This is a genomic window from Allokutzneria sp. NRRL B-24872 (assembly GCF_002155965.1).
GTDB lineage: Bacteria > Actinomycetota > Actinomycetes > Mycobacteriales > Pseudonocardiaceae > Allokutzneria.
This window is the reverse complement of sequence record NZ_MUMH01000065.1, coordinates 34367-48242: the sequence shown is the minus strand read 5'-3', so window position 1 is coordinate 48242 and position 13876 is coordinate 34367. Positions and strand designations below refer to the sequence as shown.

General features: G+C 70.4%; 14 protein-coding genes, 1 pseudogene and 1 riboswitch. Of the genes and pseudogenes, 6 read left to right on the top strand and 9 right to left on the bottom strand.

Annotation, left to right across the window (positions count from 1 at the left end):
- Nucleotide 1 precedes the first annotated feature (1 nt).
- Genes CCN37_RS18295 through thiO form a run of 3 tightly spaced genes read right to left on the bottom strand, consistent with a single transcriptional unit; the run spans nt 2 to nt 1987 of the window.
- Nucleotides 2-766: a thiazole synthase gene (locus CCN37_RS18295; RefSeq protein WP_168200725.1), complete on the bottom strand. Its 765-nt coding sequence runs from the start codon at nt 764-766 to the stop codon at nt 2-4.
- A 4-nt stretch (nt 767-770) separates the two neighbouring features.
- Nucleotides 771-968, bottom strand: coding sequence for a sulfur carrier protein ThiS (thiS, locus tag CCN37_RS18290; protein ID WP_086822218.1), 198 nt, complete (start codon nt 966-968; stop codon nt 771-773).
- Nucleotides 965-1987 (bottom strand): glycine oxidase ThiO, encoded by a 1023-nt coding sequence (gene thiO / locus CCN37_RS18285; protein WP_246843119.1) that lies wholly within the window; start codon nt 1985-1987, stop codon nt 965-967. Before thiO ends, thiS begins: the two co-directional genes overlap by 4 nt.
- Nucleotides 1988-2014: 27 nt before the next feature.
- Nucleotides 2015-2124: riboswitch (TPP riboswitch) on the bottom strand.
- A 31-nt stretch (nt 2125-2155) separates the two neighbouring features.
- On the opposite strand from thiO, the gene CCN37_RS18280 reads away from it, so the two are divergent.
- Both CCN37_RS18280 and thiE read left to right on the top strand, forming a co-directional pair.
- The gene (locus CCN37_RS18280; protein ID WP_210408098.1) at nt 2156-2344 is read left to right on the top strand and encodes a DUF397 domain-containing protein; all 189 of its coding nucleotides are present in this window, start codon (nt 2156-2158) and stop codon (nt 2342-2344) included.
- A gap of 49 nt (nt 2345-2393) precedes the next feature.
- The gene (gene thiE, locus CCN37_RS18275) at nt 2394-3050 is read left to right on the top strand and encodes a thiamine phosphate synthase (RefSeq protein ID WP_086822278.1); all 657 of its coding nucleotides are present in this window, start codon (nt 2394-2396) and stop codon (nt 3048-3050) included.
- 55 nt (nt 3051-3105) lie between these two features.
- On the opposite strand, the gene CCN37_RS18270 is transcribed toward thiE, so the two are convergent.
- The 3 genes from CCN37_RS18270 to CCN37_RS18260 all read right to left on the bottom strand — a co-directional run bounded on the left by CCN37_RS18270 (nt 3106) and on the right by CCN37_RS18260 (nt 6646).
- A complete protein-coding gene (locus CCN37_RS18270) occupies nt 3106-4311 on the bottom strand; it encodes a S1 family peptidase (protein ID WP_086822216.1) in 1206 nt (401 codons plus the stop codon).
- A gap of 235 nt (nt 4312-4546) precedes the next feature.
- Nucleotides 4547-5671 carry a S1 family peptidase gene (locus CCN37_RS18265; protein WP_086822214.1) on the bottom strand — a complete coding sequence of 375 codons (1125 nt, stop codon included), beginning with the start codon at nt 5669-5671 and terminating at the stop codon, nt 4547-4549.
- 324 nt (nt 5672-5995) lie between these two features.
- The gene (locus tag CCN37_RS18260; protein ID WP_086822212.1) at nt 5996-6646 is read right to left on the bottom strand and encodes a hypothetical protein; all 651 of its coding nucleotides are present in this window, start codon (nt 6644-6646) and stop codon (nt 5996-5998) included.
- A gap of 95 nt (nt 6647-6741) precedes the next feature.
- Between CCN37_RS18260 and CCN37_RS18255 the strand changes: the two genes are divergently transcribed.
- On the top strand, nt 6742-7695 hold the full coding sequence (locus CCN37_RS18255; RefSeq protein WP_086822210.1) for a threonine/serine dehydratase: 954 nt from the start codon (nt 6742-6744) through the stop codon (nt 7693-7695).
- Here the strand turns inward: CCN37_RS18255 and CCN37_RS42390 are convergent.
- The 3 genes and pseudogenes from CCN37_RS42390 to CCN37_RS18240 form a co-directional block, all read right to left on the bottom strand.
- Nucleotides 7596-8000 (bottom strand): annotated as a pseudogene (locus CCN37_RS42390) (Imm1 family immunity protein); the annotation flags it as partial. The gene CCN37_RS18255 and the pseudogene CCN37_RS42390 overlap by 100 nt on opposite strands.
- Before the next feature lie 265 nt (nt 8001-8265).
- Nucleotides 8266-9771 carry an MFS transporter gene (locus CCN37_RS18245; RefSeq protein ID WP_086822207.1) on the bottom strand — a complete coding sequence of 502 codons (1506 nt, stop codon included), beginning with the start codon at nt 9769-9771 and terminating at the stop codon, nt 8266-8268.
- Entirely contained in the window at nt 9768-10523 is a 756-nt protein-coding gene (locus tag CCN37_RS18240) for a GntR family transcriptional regulator (RefSeq protein WP_086822205.1), read from the bottom strand. The genes CCN37_RS18245 and CCN37_RS18240 overlap by 4 nt, the downstream gene beginning before the upstream one ends.
- A gap of 294 nt (nt 10524-10817) precedes the next feature.
- Between CCN37_RS18240 and CCN37_RS18235 the strand changes: the two genes are divergently transcribed.
- From CCN37_RS18235 to CCN37_RS18225, 3 genes are read left to right on the top strand one after another with little or no spacing between them, the layout of a single operon-like run.
- A complete protein-coding gene (locus tag CCN37_RS18235) occupies nt 10818-12086 on the top strand; it encodes an extracellular solute-binding protein (protein ID WP_086822203.1) in 1269 nt (422 codons plus the stop codon).
- 7 nt (nt 12087-12093) lie between these two features.
- Entirely contained in the window at nt 12094-13059 is a 966-nt protein-coding gene (locus tag CCN37_RS18230; RefSeq protein WP_086822201.1) for a carbohydrate ABC transporter permease, read from the top strand.
- Nucleotides 13056-13871, top strand: a complete 816-nt coding sequence (locus tag CCN37_RS18225) for a carbohydrate ABC transporter permease (RefSeq protein WP_246843118.1) — start codon at nt 13056-13058, stop codon at nt 13869-13871. Before CCN37_RS18230 ends, CCN37_RS18225 begins: the two co-directional genes overlap by 4 nt.
- Nucleotides 13872-13876: the final 5 nt, after the last annotated feature.

The following is a 13876-nucleotide window of genomic DNA, read 5'->3' as shown; positions in this document are numbered from 1 at the left end:
TTCAGCATTCCCTTGCCGGACTGGACGCGTGGGCCCAGAACCGCTGCGGGATGCGTCCGGCGCGCCGGGCGAGACGCCCGCCTTCGACGGCCGCGCGCATCGCCGCCGCCATCAGCTCCGGGTGCTGAGCCCTGGTGACGGCGGTGGCCAGCAACACCGCGTCACAGCCCAGTTCCATGGCCAGCGCGGCGTCGGAGGCGGTGCCGATGCCCGCGTCGAGGATGACCGGAACCGACGCCCTGGCAACGATCAGCTCGATGTTGTGCGGGTTGCGGATGCCGAGCCCGGTGCCGATGGGCGAGCCCAGCGGCATGACCGCGACGCACCCCGCGTCCTGGAGCCTGCGCGCCAGGACGGGATCGTCGTTGGTGTACGGGAGCACGGAGAAGCCCTCCTCCACAAGGGTTTCCGCCGCGTCGAGCAGTTCGTGCGGATCGGGCAGCAGGGTGTCCTCGTCGGCGATGACCTCCAGCTTCACCCAGTCCGTCCCGAGCGCTTCGCGGGCCAAGCGCGCCGTGAGCACGGCCTCCGCAGCGGTACGGCAGCCCGCTGTGTTCGGCAGCAGCCGAATGTTCAACCGCCGCAACAGCTCCAGCACGCCGGTGCCACCGTCGGCGTCCATCCGGCGCATCGCGACGGTGGTCATCTCGGTGCCCGAGGCCACCAGAGCCCGCTCCAGCACGGAGAGGTTGCCCGCGCCCCCGGTTCCCATGATCAACCGTGATCCGAACTCGCGGCCCGCGATCACCAACTGGTCGTCCGACACGCCCTCAGCCTCCTTGAACCGCAGTCAGAACTTCCACCACCGCGCCGTCGCGCAGAACCGTGCTCCACTGGCTCCGGGGCACCACGTCGCCGTCCACCGCGACCGCCACCCCGGAGTCCGGCGCCCCGAGCAACGCGAGCGCGTCAGCGACCGTGCTCCCGGACGCGAGCGCGGTTTCCTTGCCGTTGAGCCGAATCCTCATGACTTCCCTTCCAGCCGGTCGAGCACGAGGTCGGCGGTGATCGGCGCCAGCAGCATCCCGTTGCGGTGGTGCCCCGTTGCCACGACCAAGCCCGGCTCGACCTCGCGGATCACCGGCATGTTGTCCACTGTGGACGGCCGAAGTCCTGCCGCGCACTCTTCGAGCGAGTACTCCGAGATCGACGGCAGCACCTGTTCGGCCCACCGCAGCAGATCGCGGACCCCGCCCGCCGTGACCGTGGTGTCGAAGCCCGCCTCGTACTGCGTCGCTCCGACGACGAGCCCTCCGCCGCCCCTCGGCACGAGGTAGACCTGGTTTCCCTGCACCGAGCACCGCACAGTCCTGCTCGGCGGCGGAAGCGTGGACTTTGTGGCGCGCAGGCGAAGGATCTCTCCCTTCACCGGGCGCACCACCTCGCGCAGCGGCTCGTACAGCTGTCCGCTCCACGCCCCCGCTGCGAGCACGACGACGTCAACGCGCCGCGTCGTCCCGTCCGCCAACCGCACGGTTCCCGGGCCGACCCCGGCGACGCGAACCGGCTCGACCTCGCAGACCGAGCGCAGCGCCGCGAGCACCATCCGGTTGTCCACCGCCAGGTCCTCGGGCACTGACAGTCCACTTCGGACAGACGGCCCGATGCTGGGCTCCAATGCCCTGATTTGCTTGCCGGTCAACGACTCCGCAGCCCTGCCCAACGCCGCCAGGTACTCGGCCAGCACGCTCAGCGACTCCCGATCCGCCGCGTCCACCCCGACGACGAGCGTGCCCTCCTCGCGCAGCCCGACCTCCCGACCGCTCGCCGCGCCCAGCTCGCGCGCGAACTCCGGCCAGCGCCGTAACGACGCCGAACCCAGCTCCAGCAAGGATTCCTCGCCCGGCCACGCCTCCGTCACCGGCGCGAGCATGCCCCCCGCGACCGCCGACGCACCCGAAGCCGGGGCGGGATCGAGCACGGAGACGGCGAACCCCGCCGACGCCGCCCGCCAGGCGACGGACAGCCCGATGACTCCGGCACCCACGACGGCGACCGAACCACGCGCACCACTGAACAACGACCTCACGCTCCCTGCGCCGGCATTACCCGGATCAGGTTCGACGGTCGGGGTCGTCAGACCCCCTCTCAGCCCGGTCATCCCAGGCTCCCGTGCGGACCGCTGCCCACCCTACCCGCTCGCCACAACCTTCAGGTGTCGTGGCGAACGTCTTCTTACTCGGACGGCGGCCATCAAGGGCAGTGCGTTGAGGTCGGCATTGTTCCCGGGCGGCCCGAGGCGGGCGTGCACGTCCGCGACACGAAGGACCGCGAGGGCGGAACGCTCGTGGTCGGCGTCGACGCGTGGCGCCGATTCGTCGAGCAGCTGAAGGCGCGAGCCTGAGACGGACGGAGGGGGCACCGCCGCGTGCCCCCTCCGTACTGTGATCGCCATGCCCTTACTCGATGGCAAGGAAATCCGCCGCAAGCTCGCGGCGGCGCGCCTGTACCTGTGCACCGACGCGCGCACCGAGCGGGGCGATCTGGCCGAACTGGCCGACGCGGCGCTGGCGGGCGGGGTCGACGTCATCCAGCTGCGCGACAAGAACCTCGAAGCGAAGCAGGAGCTGACGGCGCTCGAAGTGCTGGCGGAAGCCTGTGCGCGGCACGACGCGCTGCTCGCGGTGAACGACCGCGCGGACATTGCGCTCGCGGCCGGGGCCGATGTGCTGCACCTCGGCCAGGACGACGTGCCGGTGCCGTGGGCGCGGCGGATTCTCGGCGAGGACGTGGTGATCGGTCGCTCGACCCACTCCCCCGCCCAGGCCGAGCACGCCGCGCACGAGGCCGGGGTGGACTACTTCTGCACCGGTCCGTGCTGGCCGACGCCGACCAAACCGGGGCGGCCCGCGGCCGGCCTGGACCTGGTCCGCTTCACCGCGGGGCAGAACTTCGAGCGGCCGTGGTTCGCCATCGGCGGCATCGACGAGTCCCGCATGGACGAGGTGATCGAGGCCGGAGCCCGTCGCGTGGTCGTGGTCCGCGCGATCACCGAGGCCGAGGACCCCCGCGCCGCCGCCGCGTCGATCAGGGCCCGCCTGCGCGCATGAAAAAAGGAGGTTGTCCCAGTGCGCGCTGGGACAACCTCCTGCTCGTGGGACGTGCTCAGCCGGTGAGCAGCGTGAGGCTGTACTCCTTGAGCGCCTCGTTGATCGGCTGGAACCACGACACCGAGGTCGCGCCCTCGTCGGCGCTGGAGAGACAGCGGAGCTTGCCGCCGACGTCCTTCAGGCGGGCGCCGCTGGTGAGGCCCTGCGCCTGGTCGCCGGAGATGTTGGAGCCGCCGCTGTCACCCTGCTCGACGCAGGCGGTGTACTGGGTGAGGCCGCGCACGACCACGGTGGAGCCGTCGGACTGGCCGTACTTCACCGTCACGTTGCGGGCCCGGACGGTGCCGCAGGTCCACTGGGTGGTGGAGCCGGACTTGCAGATCGCGCCGCCGAGCGGAGCCTCCTCGGAGCCCTTCACGGTGACGTTGCCGCCGTTCCACTGGTTCACCAGCGGCTGCAGCGTCCAGGTGAGCGGGTTGACCGCGACGGCGGCGAAGTCGTTGCCGTCCTTCCAGTTCGTGTTCACGAACTCGCCGATGCCCAGGTTGCCGAGCGCCACGACCGCGCCGGGCTTGGAGCAGTGGCCCGCGGTGATCAGGCGCGGCTCGTCCGAGGCGGTCTTGGCGGCGAAGCCCGCGGAGCAGCGACCGGCGGTGCCGCCGCCCATGTAGATCGCGTTGCCGCCGACGAGGTCACCGGAGGCGACAGGGGTGCCCTCGGTCTCCTCGACGCGGACGGGGGTGTTCGACTTGGCCAGGCCGCCGACGAAGGCGTCCGTGGCCGGGGTGCGCTTGCCCTTGGTGACGGTGACGACGACGGAGTTGCTGGGCTCGTCCACGTACCAGCTGCCCACCTCGGCGGGCGAGGAGTCGGTGCGGCGGTCCAGCTCGGCCTTGGCTCCGTCCAGCTGGGAGCGGCTGACGCCGACCACGCGGGCCTCGGCGCCGGCGGCGCGGACGGCCTCGGCGCGGGCGGGGTCGGAGACCGCGACGACGGGCTTGCCGGACTCGATCCACGAGCCTGCGTAGAAGTTGTCGGCCGCGGCGCGGGCGCTGGTGGTGATCCGGGCGGCGTCGGAGTCCTGACGGACGCGCTCGCGGGCCTGGTCGGCGGTGAGGCCGAGGTCGCGCTGCATCGCGGAGAGCACCGCGCTGGACGGGCCGCTGCCCGGGGCCGCGAGGGCGGGGGCGGAGAGGGAGCCAGCGGTGGCGGTGACAAGCAGAGCGACACCGACTGCGCGAGTCGCGGTGCGTCGAGACATCCGAACCGTCCTTCCGTCAGGTGGACCTGGGCGCTAGCCCGTCTGGACGGAAGCTATGCGACTCTCTGCGACAAATGAACCCCTTGCTTCACTCTTTTGGCCCACAAATTTTCAATCCAGCACCCGCCATTCGAAGGTTTCATCACTGAGCGCACAAAGAAGAGCACCCACGGGTGCAGGGTTCCCGTGGGTGCTCTCCTCGGGGACGGCGTCAGAGCCGGTCCCCTCCCCGTGATCAGCTGGTGACGAGCCGGAGCCCGTAGCGGCTGAGGATGGGGTTGACCGGGTAGAAGTAGGTCGTTCCGCCGGAGGAGCAGTTGCCGGAGCCGCCGGAGGTCACGCCCTGGGCCTGGTTGCCCGCCAGCCACGAGCCACCGGAGTCACCCGGCTCGGCGCACGCGTTGGTCCTGGTCATGCCGTTGACCGTGCCCTGGGGGTAGCGGACGGTCTGGTTCTTGGCCTGAACGGTGCCGCAGCGCCAGCCCGTGGTGGAGCCGGAGCGGCAGATCGACGCGCCGACCGCGGCCTCGGAGGAGCCCTTCACGGCGACGGTGCCGCCGTTGTAGCGGTTCACCACGCCGCGCGGGGTCCAGTTGGAGTTCGTGCCGACCCAGGCGTAGTCGTTGCCCGGGAAGCTGGAGCCGCGGAAGCTGCCGGAGGCGACGCGGTTGAAGCCCTGCGTCGCGGTGCCGACGGTGCCGCAGTGCCCGGCCGTGACGTAGCCGCCCTGGACGGAGAAGCCGACCGAGCAGCGCCCGCCGCCCATGTAGTACGCGTCGCCGCCACGGACGTCGTAGAGCGTGGTCGGGTCCTCGTTGCTCTGCAGGACCGTGATCGCCGCGGCGTCGGCGCCACTGGCCTTGATGAACTTCTCGCCGTCCGCGACGACCTTGGCGGTCACCACGACGCGGTTGCTGACGGTGTCGACGTACCAGCCGCTGACGCCGTTGGCCTGCTGGTCAGCCTTGTCCAAAGTGGACTTGACCGCGTCGAGCTGGGCGGCGCTGCGCGCGACGACGCGCACGTCGGCACCCGCCGAGCGGATCGCGTCGGCCTTGGCGGCGTCGGTCACCGACACGGTCAGCTTCGCGCTGCCGTTGGCGAAGTGGGAGCCGGCGTAGCTGTCGCCGAGCGTGCCGCGCAGGCTCGCGTCGGCCTCCGCCGCCTTCATCTCGTTGGTCACCCGGGCAGTCGCCTGGTCGGCGGTCAGACCGAGGTCGCGCTGCATCGCGGTGAGCATCTCCGGGGAGGCGAAGGCGTCACCCGTCGCGGCGGCCGCCGCGGGCAGGGTGAACGCCGCCGCCGATCCCAGAGCCAGTAGGGCGGTTCCGACGTAGCGGACCGCGGACTTCGGCTTCATGACATCTCCCTCTTGCTGCAGGGGTCCGTACCGGCCAGGTCAGGGGTGCCGGTGCGGGAAGCTAGAGCTGATGAGCATGTGCGCGGTGACTCACAGTGAGAGCCGAATCACTTTCGACGGACGTTATGGAGCCGTGATTGCCCTTGGCATCCGCCATTCGGGGTAAGCCATTCACTTCAAGCACATGTCCCTACTTTCGTAGGGGTCGACCCGCAGCAGTGCCTGCGGCCATCTCGTTCAGGCGGTTCGTCACGCCTGGGACAGCGCTTGCGCGTGCATGGAACGACGGTGAGCGCCGCCGCTAAACCCGACTTTCGGCGGTCCTCAACCCGACGTCTGGGGCTCTTGACTGGTCGTCGGCGGCCTGGACGTGGTCGTGACCTGCGGCGGAGTCGTCGTGGTCGGCGGCGCGGTCGTCGTCGGCGGGCTCTGCGTCGTCGGCGGGGCCGTGGTGGTCGGCTTCGGCTGCTCCGTTGTGGTGACCGGCGGCTGCTCCTCCTGCCGCGGCTGCTCGCGGTGCTTCCCGGGGCCGCCCTGGAAGAGCGTGCCGACCGTGGAGCCGTTCCCGTTGCCCGACAACGGTTGTCCCCCGATGAGTTCGATGCCCGTCACCAGCACCATCGCCAGCGCGAACGCCAGCCCGCTGGTCGCGCCGACCACCCACCAGCGCCGCCGCGTCCACCACGGCTTGCGCTCGGTCCCCGGCACGGCGATCACCTCGGTGGGCGCGTCGAGCTTCCCGGTGCCCTCCGGCTGGCCGGTCTTGATCTTGTCGCGCACGGCGGTGCGACTGCGGTCGAGCGAGTGTTCGTAGAGCGCGCCGCCGATCGTGCTGACCACGCTGGCCAGCGCCGCCCCGATCACCGTCCCCGCGACCCCGAGCTGGGCGCCGAGCACCGCCGCCGTCACCGCGGCCAGTGCCCCCGCGACCACCTTCGTCGTCGTGATGTCCAGTTTGCGCTTGTCGCTGCTCATCGCTGTTTCCTCGACCTCCCACAAGGTGGACGGGAGCGCGCGGGCAACGGTTGTCGGCACGTGAGCGCTGACACCATCGCGGGCATGATGGGCGCATGCCCGAGCTGATCACGATCGACGACGTCCGCTCCGCAGCTGAGCTCCTGCGCGGCACCGCGGTGCGCACGCCCCTGCTGCCCTGCCTCGCGGGCGACCCCGACCGTCCACTGTGGATCAAACCGGAGAACCTCCAGCCGACCGGCGCCTTCAAGATCCGCGGCGCGACGAACGCCTTGCTGCGCTTGACGAAACAGCAGCGCGAGCGCGGCGTCGTCACCCACTCCAGCGGAAACCACGCGCAGGCTCTGGCGTACGCGGCGAAGGTCACCGGCGTGCCTGCCGTGGTCGTTGTCCCTTACGGCACACCGCAAACGAAGGTCGACGCGGCTCGGCGGCACGGCGCGGAGATCGTGCAGTGCGAGCTCGCCGTGCGCCAGGAGACCGCCGAGGCCATCTCGCGCGAGCGCGGCCTGCCGATGATCCCGCCCTACGACCACCCGCACGTGATCGCGGGCCAGGGCACCGCGGGCCTGGAGATCGCCGAGGACCTGCCCGACGTCGAACTCGTGCTCGTCCCGGTCAGCGGCGGCGGCCTGCTCTCCGGAGTCGCGACCGCCGTCAAGGCGCTGTGCCCCTCAGCGAAGGTCGTCGGCGTCGAGCCCGAACTGGCCGCCGACGCCCAGGCCAGCTACCGCTCCGGCGTGCTCGACCAGTGGACCGCCGAGCAACGCGGGCGCACCGTCGCCGACGGACTGCGCAGCTACCTCTCCGAGCTGACCTTGGCGCACCTGCGCGCCCGCGTGGACGACATCGTGACCGTCACCGAGGACGAGATCACCTCGGCCGTCGGCTGGCTCGCGCACAACGCCCGCCTCGTCGCCGAGCCCAGCGGGGCCGTTCCCATGGCCGCCTACCTCAACCACGCCTCCGAGCTCCCGCGCGGCCGCACCGTCGTCCTCGTCAGCGGCGGCAACCTCGACGCATCCCTCTTCACGAAACTCGTCTCCTGATCAGGCGACAGCGGCCCGGCTCTACTCGGAGGCGTCGGGCCGCGCCACCTCGGCGTTGGCGGGGATCTCACGAAGATGCCCATGTAGCTGTACTCCACAGCGCTGCGATCCGCGTTCCCGTTGAAGCTGGTGACCGATCCCGCCGGGTTCGAGTACGTCATGAAACCCTTGCCGTGCTTGACGTTCACGCCGATGTAGGCCAGCGCCCACCCGTCCGGGGTGTCGCAGAACAGCTCGACCAGCGGGGGAACCTGCGCCTCCTGCCGACCGTCGGTGACCATGCGGTTCAGCAGGGCGTCGAGTTCCTCCGGAGCTGATGACGAGCGGTCCGCTGTCGCTGATCGTGTAACTGGCTTCTAGCGCCACCACGGCCTGGCTCCTCCGGTGAAGCGTCTGCGGTAGTTCGGGGCGTGCACCAAACGACCCGTTGAGGTACCTGAACGCACTGAACGACCCGTTCAGTGCGTTTAACGCACCAATCGAGGCGTTGGCGTCGCGCCGAGGCTTCCGGTGACACCCACCGCCGAGGGATGAGGTGTCTTCAAGACCACCAAACCCCGGCAGTGAACGTCAAACCGACTTGTTCACTGGTGCGCCGATGTGCGTGGGCGGAGCGTCTACGCCGCAGGTCAGGCACTCTCCGGGTCGGGGCTGCTCAGCCACGGGAGCGGGCTCTGACGGCGCGGCACCGAGCACGGAGTTGTCCACGCCGAGCGCCAGCACTCCGCCCACCGCCGCGAGCACCGCGCACACGACGAGGGCGACCTGCCAGCTGGCCGTCATCGCCACCGGGTCGGTGTAGGCATCCCCGGTCAGCCCCGCGACGGCAGGCAGGACAGCGACCGCGAGCAGGGTGCCGGTCCGAGCCACGGCGTTGTTCACCCCGGAAGCCACTCCGGCGTACCGATCGGGCGCGGCGGCGAGCACGGTCGCGGTCACCGGAGCCACCACGGCGGCCAGGCCGAAGCCGAACACGAGCAGGCCCGGGAGCACTCCGGTGAGGTAGCTCGCGCCGGGCACGACGAGGGACAGCAGAGCGATGCCCGTCGCGATCAACAACGGCCCGACGACGAGCTGAGCGCGCGGGCCGATGCGCTGCGCGAGCTTCCCCGAGCGCGCCGACAGCACGAGCATCAGCACGGTGATCGGCAGCCCGGCCAGCCCAGCGGCGGTCGGCGAGTAGCCGAGCGAGACCTGGAGCTGCAGCACGAGCAGCACCATGATCGAGCCGAGCGCCGCGTACACCACCAGGGTCAGCGCGTTGGACAGCACGAACGTCCTGGTCGCGAACAACGACGGCGGCACGAGGGGCACACGGCGACGCGTCTGCATCACGCCGAAGGTGATCATCAGAGCGAGCCCGCCGACACCGCCGACGAGCACGAGCGGATGCGTCACGCCGAGCCCGGGAGCCTCCACCAGCGCGGCGGTCACCCCGGCCAGGCCGAGCGCGCCGACCACGGCGGAGAGCACGTCGGGGCGGCGAGCGGCCTCGGGGTCGCTGGACTCCGGGACGTGCCGAACCGCCATCCACACGCACGCAGCGGCCATCGGCAGGTTGATCAGGAACGCGAGCCGCCAGGAGCCCGCCTGGATCAGCAGCCCGCCCACCAACGGCCCGATCGCGGTTGCCACACCGGAAAGCCCGGACCAGGCACCGATCGCCCGAGCACGCTGGTCGCGCGGGAACGCGGACTGGAGGATCGCCAGCGCGCCGGGCGCGAGCAGCGCTCCGCCGACACCCTGCAACACCCGCGCGAACACGAGCATGGTCGTGGTCTGCGCGACCCCGCAGAGCAGCGACGCGAGCCCGAACCACACGGTGCCGACGACGAACATCCGCCTGCGGCCGAAGATGTCGCCGAGCGAGCCCGCGACCAGGATCAGCGCGGCCAGCGACAGCAGGTAGCCGTCCAGAATCCACTGGAGTCCGGCCACGGAAGCGCCGAGCTCGGCGCCGATCGCGGGCAGCGCGACGTTGATGATCGTCCCGTCCAGCATCGCCATGCCGGAGCCGAGGATGGTCGTCGCGAGCACCGCCCTGGCCTGGGGTGTCCCCCAGACGACGGTGCTCATGCCTGCGGCGGGTTCAGGCGCGCGACGAACTTGTAGCGGTCACCCCGGTAGATCGAGCGCACCCACTCCACCGGGTTGCCCTCGGTGTCGAAGGAGTGCCGGGACAGCAGCAGCATCGGCAGGCCGATGTCGGCGCCGAGCAGCTCGGCCTCCTCCGGCGTGGCGAGCGCGGTCTCGATGGTCTCGTCTGCGTGCGCCATCTCCACGCCGAAGCGCTCGCGCAGCACCTGGTAGAGCGAGCCGCCGACGCCGATGTAGCGCCGCAGACCGCGGAAGCGGCCGAGCGCGAGGTGCGTGGTCTCGATGGCCATGGGCTCGCCGTCGGCCAGCCGCAGGCGCCGCAGCCGCAGCACCTTGGCGCCGGGGCGCACCCCGAGGTAGCGGGCCAGCTCGGCCTCGGCGGGCTGCTCGCTGGACTCCAGCAGCCGCGAGGTCGGCTGGCGGCCCTGGGCGCGCATGTCCTCGGTGTAGGAGGACAGCTGCAGCCGCTGGGCGACCTTGGGCGCGGCGGCGAAGGTGCCCTTGCCCTGCACGCGCAGCAGCCTGCCCTCGACGGTCAGCTCCGCGAGCGCCTGCCGGACCGTGGTGCGGGAAACGTCGAAGTCCGTGGCGAGCGAGCGCTCCGTCGGGATGGGCGAACCGGGCGGCATGGAGCGCAGCAGGTCGAGCAGGTGGCGCTTGAGCCCCCAGTACTTCGGCTCGCGCTGGGTCCGGGGGTTGACCCCGGCCTCCGACGGCGTCGCGTCGAGCATGGCCTCCCACTCCCTTCCCCCGAGCGGACTCGTTCGGTCAAGCATGCCCTAAGCAGCGCCGGAGTCGGCGCAGGACGCCCGTGACGCGGGTTTACAACGTCTTCGCAACTGCCTTGACAGTGCGGAGTGGTCCGGACCACTCTGCACGCATTGGTCTACACCACTTCTGTACGCCTGGCCACTGATCAGGCGCAACGGTCGGCCGTCGGGGCAAACGGGACTGTGGCGAGACAGTCCCAGGCCGGTTCCGTCGCGTGTGCGTCATGCGCCGGGCCCTGTGAAGGGCGGCATTCAGTGAAGGCTTGGGCAAAGGCGGCGACCGGCGTCGCGGCGGTGGCGTTGCTGGCCACCGGCTGTGGCGGCGGCAGCGGTACCGGTGCTTCGGGAGAGCGCTCCCTGACCGTGTGGCTGATGAACGGCTCGGCGCCGACGACGCTGACCGACGAGCTGCACAAGGAGTTCCAGGACAAGCACCCCGGCGTCAAGATCAAGTATGAGATCCAGCAGTGGACCGGCATCCAGGACAAGCTGACCACCGCGCTCGCGGGCAACCAGCCGCCGGACGTGGTCGAGCTGGGCAACACGCAGAACCCGAAGTTCTCCAAGGCGGGCGTGCTGACCGACCTCGCCGCCGACGCCAGCCAGCTGGGCGGCGGCCAGTGGCTGGAGGGCCTGAAGCAGTCCGGCGGCTGGCAGGGCAAGCAGTATGGCGTGCCGTTCTACGCGGCCAACCGCTCGGTGATCTACCGCAAGGACCTCTTCGACAAGGCGGGCATCAAGGAGCCCACCTCGCGCGCGGAGTGGCTGGAGGCCATCCGCAAGCTCAAGGCGGCCAACGCCTCCGACCCCGAGTTCCAGCCGCTGTACCTGGCCGGGCAGAACTGGTACTCGCTGCTGTCCTTCATCTGGGACGAGGGCGGTGACATCGCCAAGCAGGAGGGCGAGAAGTTCACCTCGACGCTGGAGAGCGCGGAGGTCAAGTCCGCGCTGGAGTTCTACAAGCAGCTCGTCGAGGTCTCCGGCACCAAGGCGCCCAAGGACGCCGACGAGCAGAAGCCGGAGCAGGCCGGCGTCTACGGCCAGGGCAAGGTCGGCATGATCATCGGCCTGCCGTGGGAGGTCGACACCGCCGCCAAGACCGATCCGTCGATCAAGGCCAAGTCCGCCGCGTTCCCGATCCCGTCGAAGAACGCGGGCACCACGGCGCCGGTCTTCCAGGGCGGCTCCAACCTGGCCATCCCGGCGGGCAGCAAGAACTCCGACCTGGCCAAGGACTACCTGAAGCTGCTCACCAGCGCGAAGTACCAGGCGCAGCTGGCCAAGAGCGGCATGGTGCCCGGCACCTCCAAGGACACCGGCGAGCTGGAGTCCAGCCCGGTCGGCGCGGCCATGGCCAAGGCCTCGCGCAACGGCAGGGCCGTCCCGGCCAGCCCCAAGTGGAGCACGGTCGAGGAGGGGCAGAACCCGTTGAAGGACATGCTGACCGCCTACCTGACCGGCGCCAAGGACGCGACCAGGGCGACGGCGGACGCGGCGGCCAAGCTCAACGGTCTGCTCGGCTGATCCAACCGTGACCGCGACGGTTGACGCGGTGGCGCCGGCGGGGCCCGTCCCCCCGGCGCCTTCCGCTGCGCGCAGGCGCCCCTTCGGGGAGCGCTCCCTGCCGTACCTGCTGCTCGCCCCGGCGGTGCTCGCGCTGCTGGTGATGCTGGGCTGGCCGGCGCTGCAGGTGGTCCTGATCAGCTTCCGCACCCTCGACCTCGGCGAGCTGGTGCGCGGGGAAGTGGTCTGGACGGGCTTCGACAACTACGCCGAAGTCCTCTCCGATCCCGGGTTCTGGAGCATCACGCTGCGGACCGTGCTGTTCACCGCGGGCTGCGTCGCCGGAACGGTGCTCGCCGCGCTGGGCATCGCGGTGCTGATGCGGCACATCGGCCCGAGGGTGCGCATCGCGCTGCAGATCTCGCTCGTGCTGGCGTGGGCGGTGCCGATCCTGGCCGCGACCACCGTCTTCCAGTGGATCTTCGACCAGCAGTACGGGATCTTGAACAAGACGTTGGTGCTGCTGGGTTTCGAGTCCTTCGCCGGGTACTCGTGGTTCTCGAGCGGGGCCTCGACGCTGGTGGTGATCGGGCTGCTCATCGTCTGGCAGGCCGTACCGTTCATCGCCTTCACCCTGTACGCCGGGCTCCTGGCGGTGCCGAGCGACCTCTACGAGGCCGCGGGCATGGACGGGGCGAGCGGGGCGCAGACCTTCCGCGCGGTGACCTGGCCGTCGATCGCCCCGCTGGTGACGATGTCGACGTTCCTGTCGGTGTTGTGGGACTTCAAGGTCTTCGCGCAGGTCTGGGCGATCCGCGAGGGCGGCCCCGACGGCGGGAGCACCACGCTGCCGGTGTTGCAGTACCTGAAAGGCATCTCCAGCAGCCAGTTCGGCGTCGCGGCGGCGGTCGCCGTCGTGATGATGCTCGTACTGGTCGTGTTCACCGCGCAGTACCTGCGCATGTTGCTGCGCTCCGGCCGGGAGGAACTGTGAAGCGATTCTCCTTGTCAGCGGTGGCACTGCTCATCGCGGCGCTGTTCGCGTTCCCGACGTACTGGATGCTCTCGACGGCGTTCAAGCCGAGCGGCCAGGTGCTCAGCTCGCGCTACGACCTGGTGCCCTTCGAGTTCACCTTCGACAACTTCCTCACCGCGGTCACCAAGCCGGGGTTCTCCTCGTTCCTGACCAACAGCCTCGTCGTCACGATCGGCGCGGTCCTGCTCGCGCTGGCCGCCGGGCTGCTCGCGGCGATCCCGTTGTCCAGGCTGAAGTTCCGCGGTCGCAAGGGTTTTCTGCTGCTGGTGCTCATCGCGCAGATGGCGCCACTGGAAGCCCTGCTCATTCCGATGTACCTGATGATGCGCGACCTCGACCTGTTGAACACCCTGCCCTCGTTGCTGTTGGTGTACTTCGCCACCACGCTGCCGTTCACCATCTGGACCCTGCGCGGCTTCGTGAACGGCATCCCGGCCGAGCTCGAAGAGGCGGCCATGGTGGACGGGTGCAGCCGCTGGCAGGCGTTCCGGCGGGTCACCCTGCCGCTGCTCGGCCCGGCGCTCGTGTCGACCTCGGTGTTCGCCTTCGTCACCGCGTGGAACGAGTTCCTCTACGCGCTGGTGTTCATGCGGGACAAGGAGAACCAGACGTTGCCGGTGTGGCTGTCGTCCTTCAAGACGGCCTTCGGCACCGACTGGGGCGGAGCGATGGCGGCCTCGGTGCTCTTCGCCGTCCCGGTGCTGACCTTCTTCCTCATCGTGCAGCGCAACCTGGTGGCCGGCACGACCGCCGGCGCCGTGAAGGGATAGTCCGC

What these genes read in the sequence shown, in the direction of transcription:
- CCN37_RS18265 (WP_086822214.1), bottom strand. Translation starts at nt 5,671, where the DNA reads ATGAAGCCGAAGTCCGCGGTCCGCTACGTCGGAACCGCCCTACTGGCT.
- CCN37_RS18255 (WP_086822210.1), top strand. Translation starts at nt 6,742, where the DNA reads ATGCCCGAGCTGATCACGATCGACGACGTCCGCTCCGCAGCTGAGCTC.
- CCN37_RS18270 (WP_086822216.1), bottom strand. Translation starts at nt 4,311, where the DNA reads ATGTCTCGACGCACCGCGACTCGCGCAGTCGGTGTCGCTCTGCTTGTC.
- CCN37_RS18240 (WP_086822205.1), bottom strand. Translation starts at nt 10,523, where the DNA reads ATGCTCGACGCGACGCCGTCGGAGGCCGGGGTCAACCCCCGGACCCAG.
- CCN37_RS18260 (WP_086822212.1), bottom strand. Translation starts at nt 6,646, where the DNA reads ATGAGCAGCGACAAGCGCAAACTGGACATCACGACGACGAAGGTGGTC.
- thiS (WP_086822218.1), bottom strand. Translation starts at nt 968, where the DNA reads ATGAGGATTCGGCTCAACGGCAAGGAAACCGCGCTCGCGTCCGGGAGC.
- thiE (WP_086822278.1), top strand. Translation starts at nt 2,394, where the DNA reads ATGCCCTTACTCGATGGCAAGGAAATCCGCCGCAAGCTCGCGGCGGCG.
- CCN37_RS18245 (WP_086822207.1), bottom strand. Translation starts at nt 9,771, where the DNA reads ATGAGCACCGTCGTCTGGGGGACACCCCAGGCCAGGGCGGTGCTCGCG.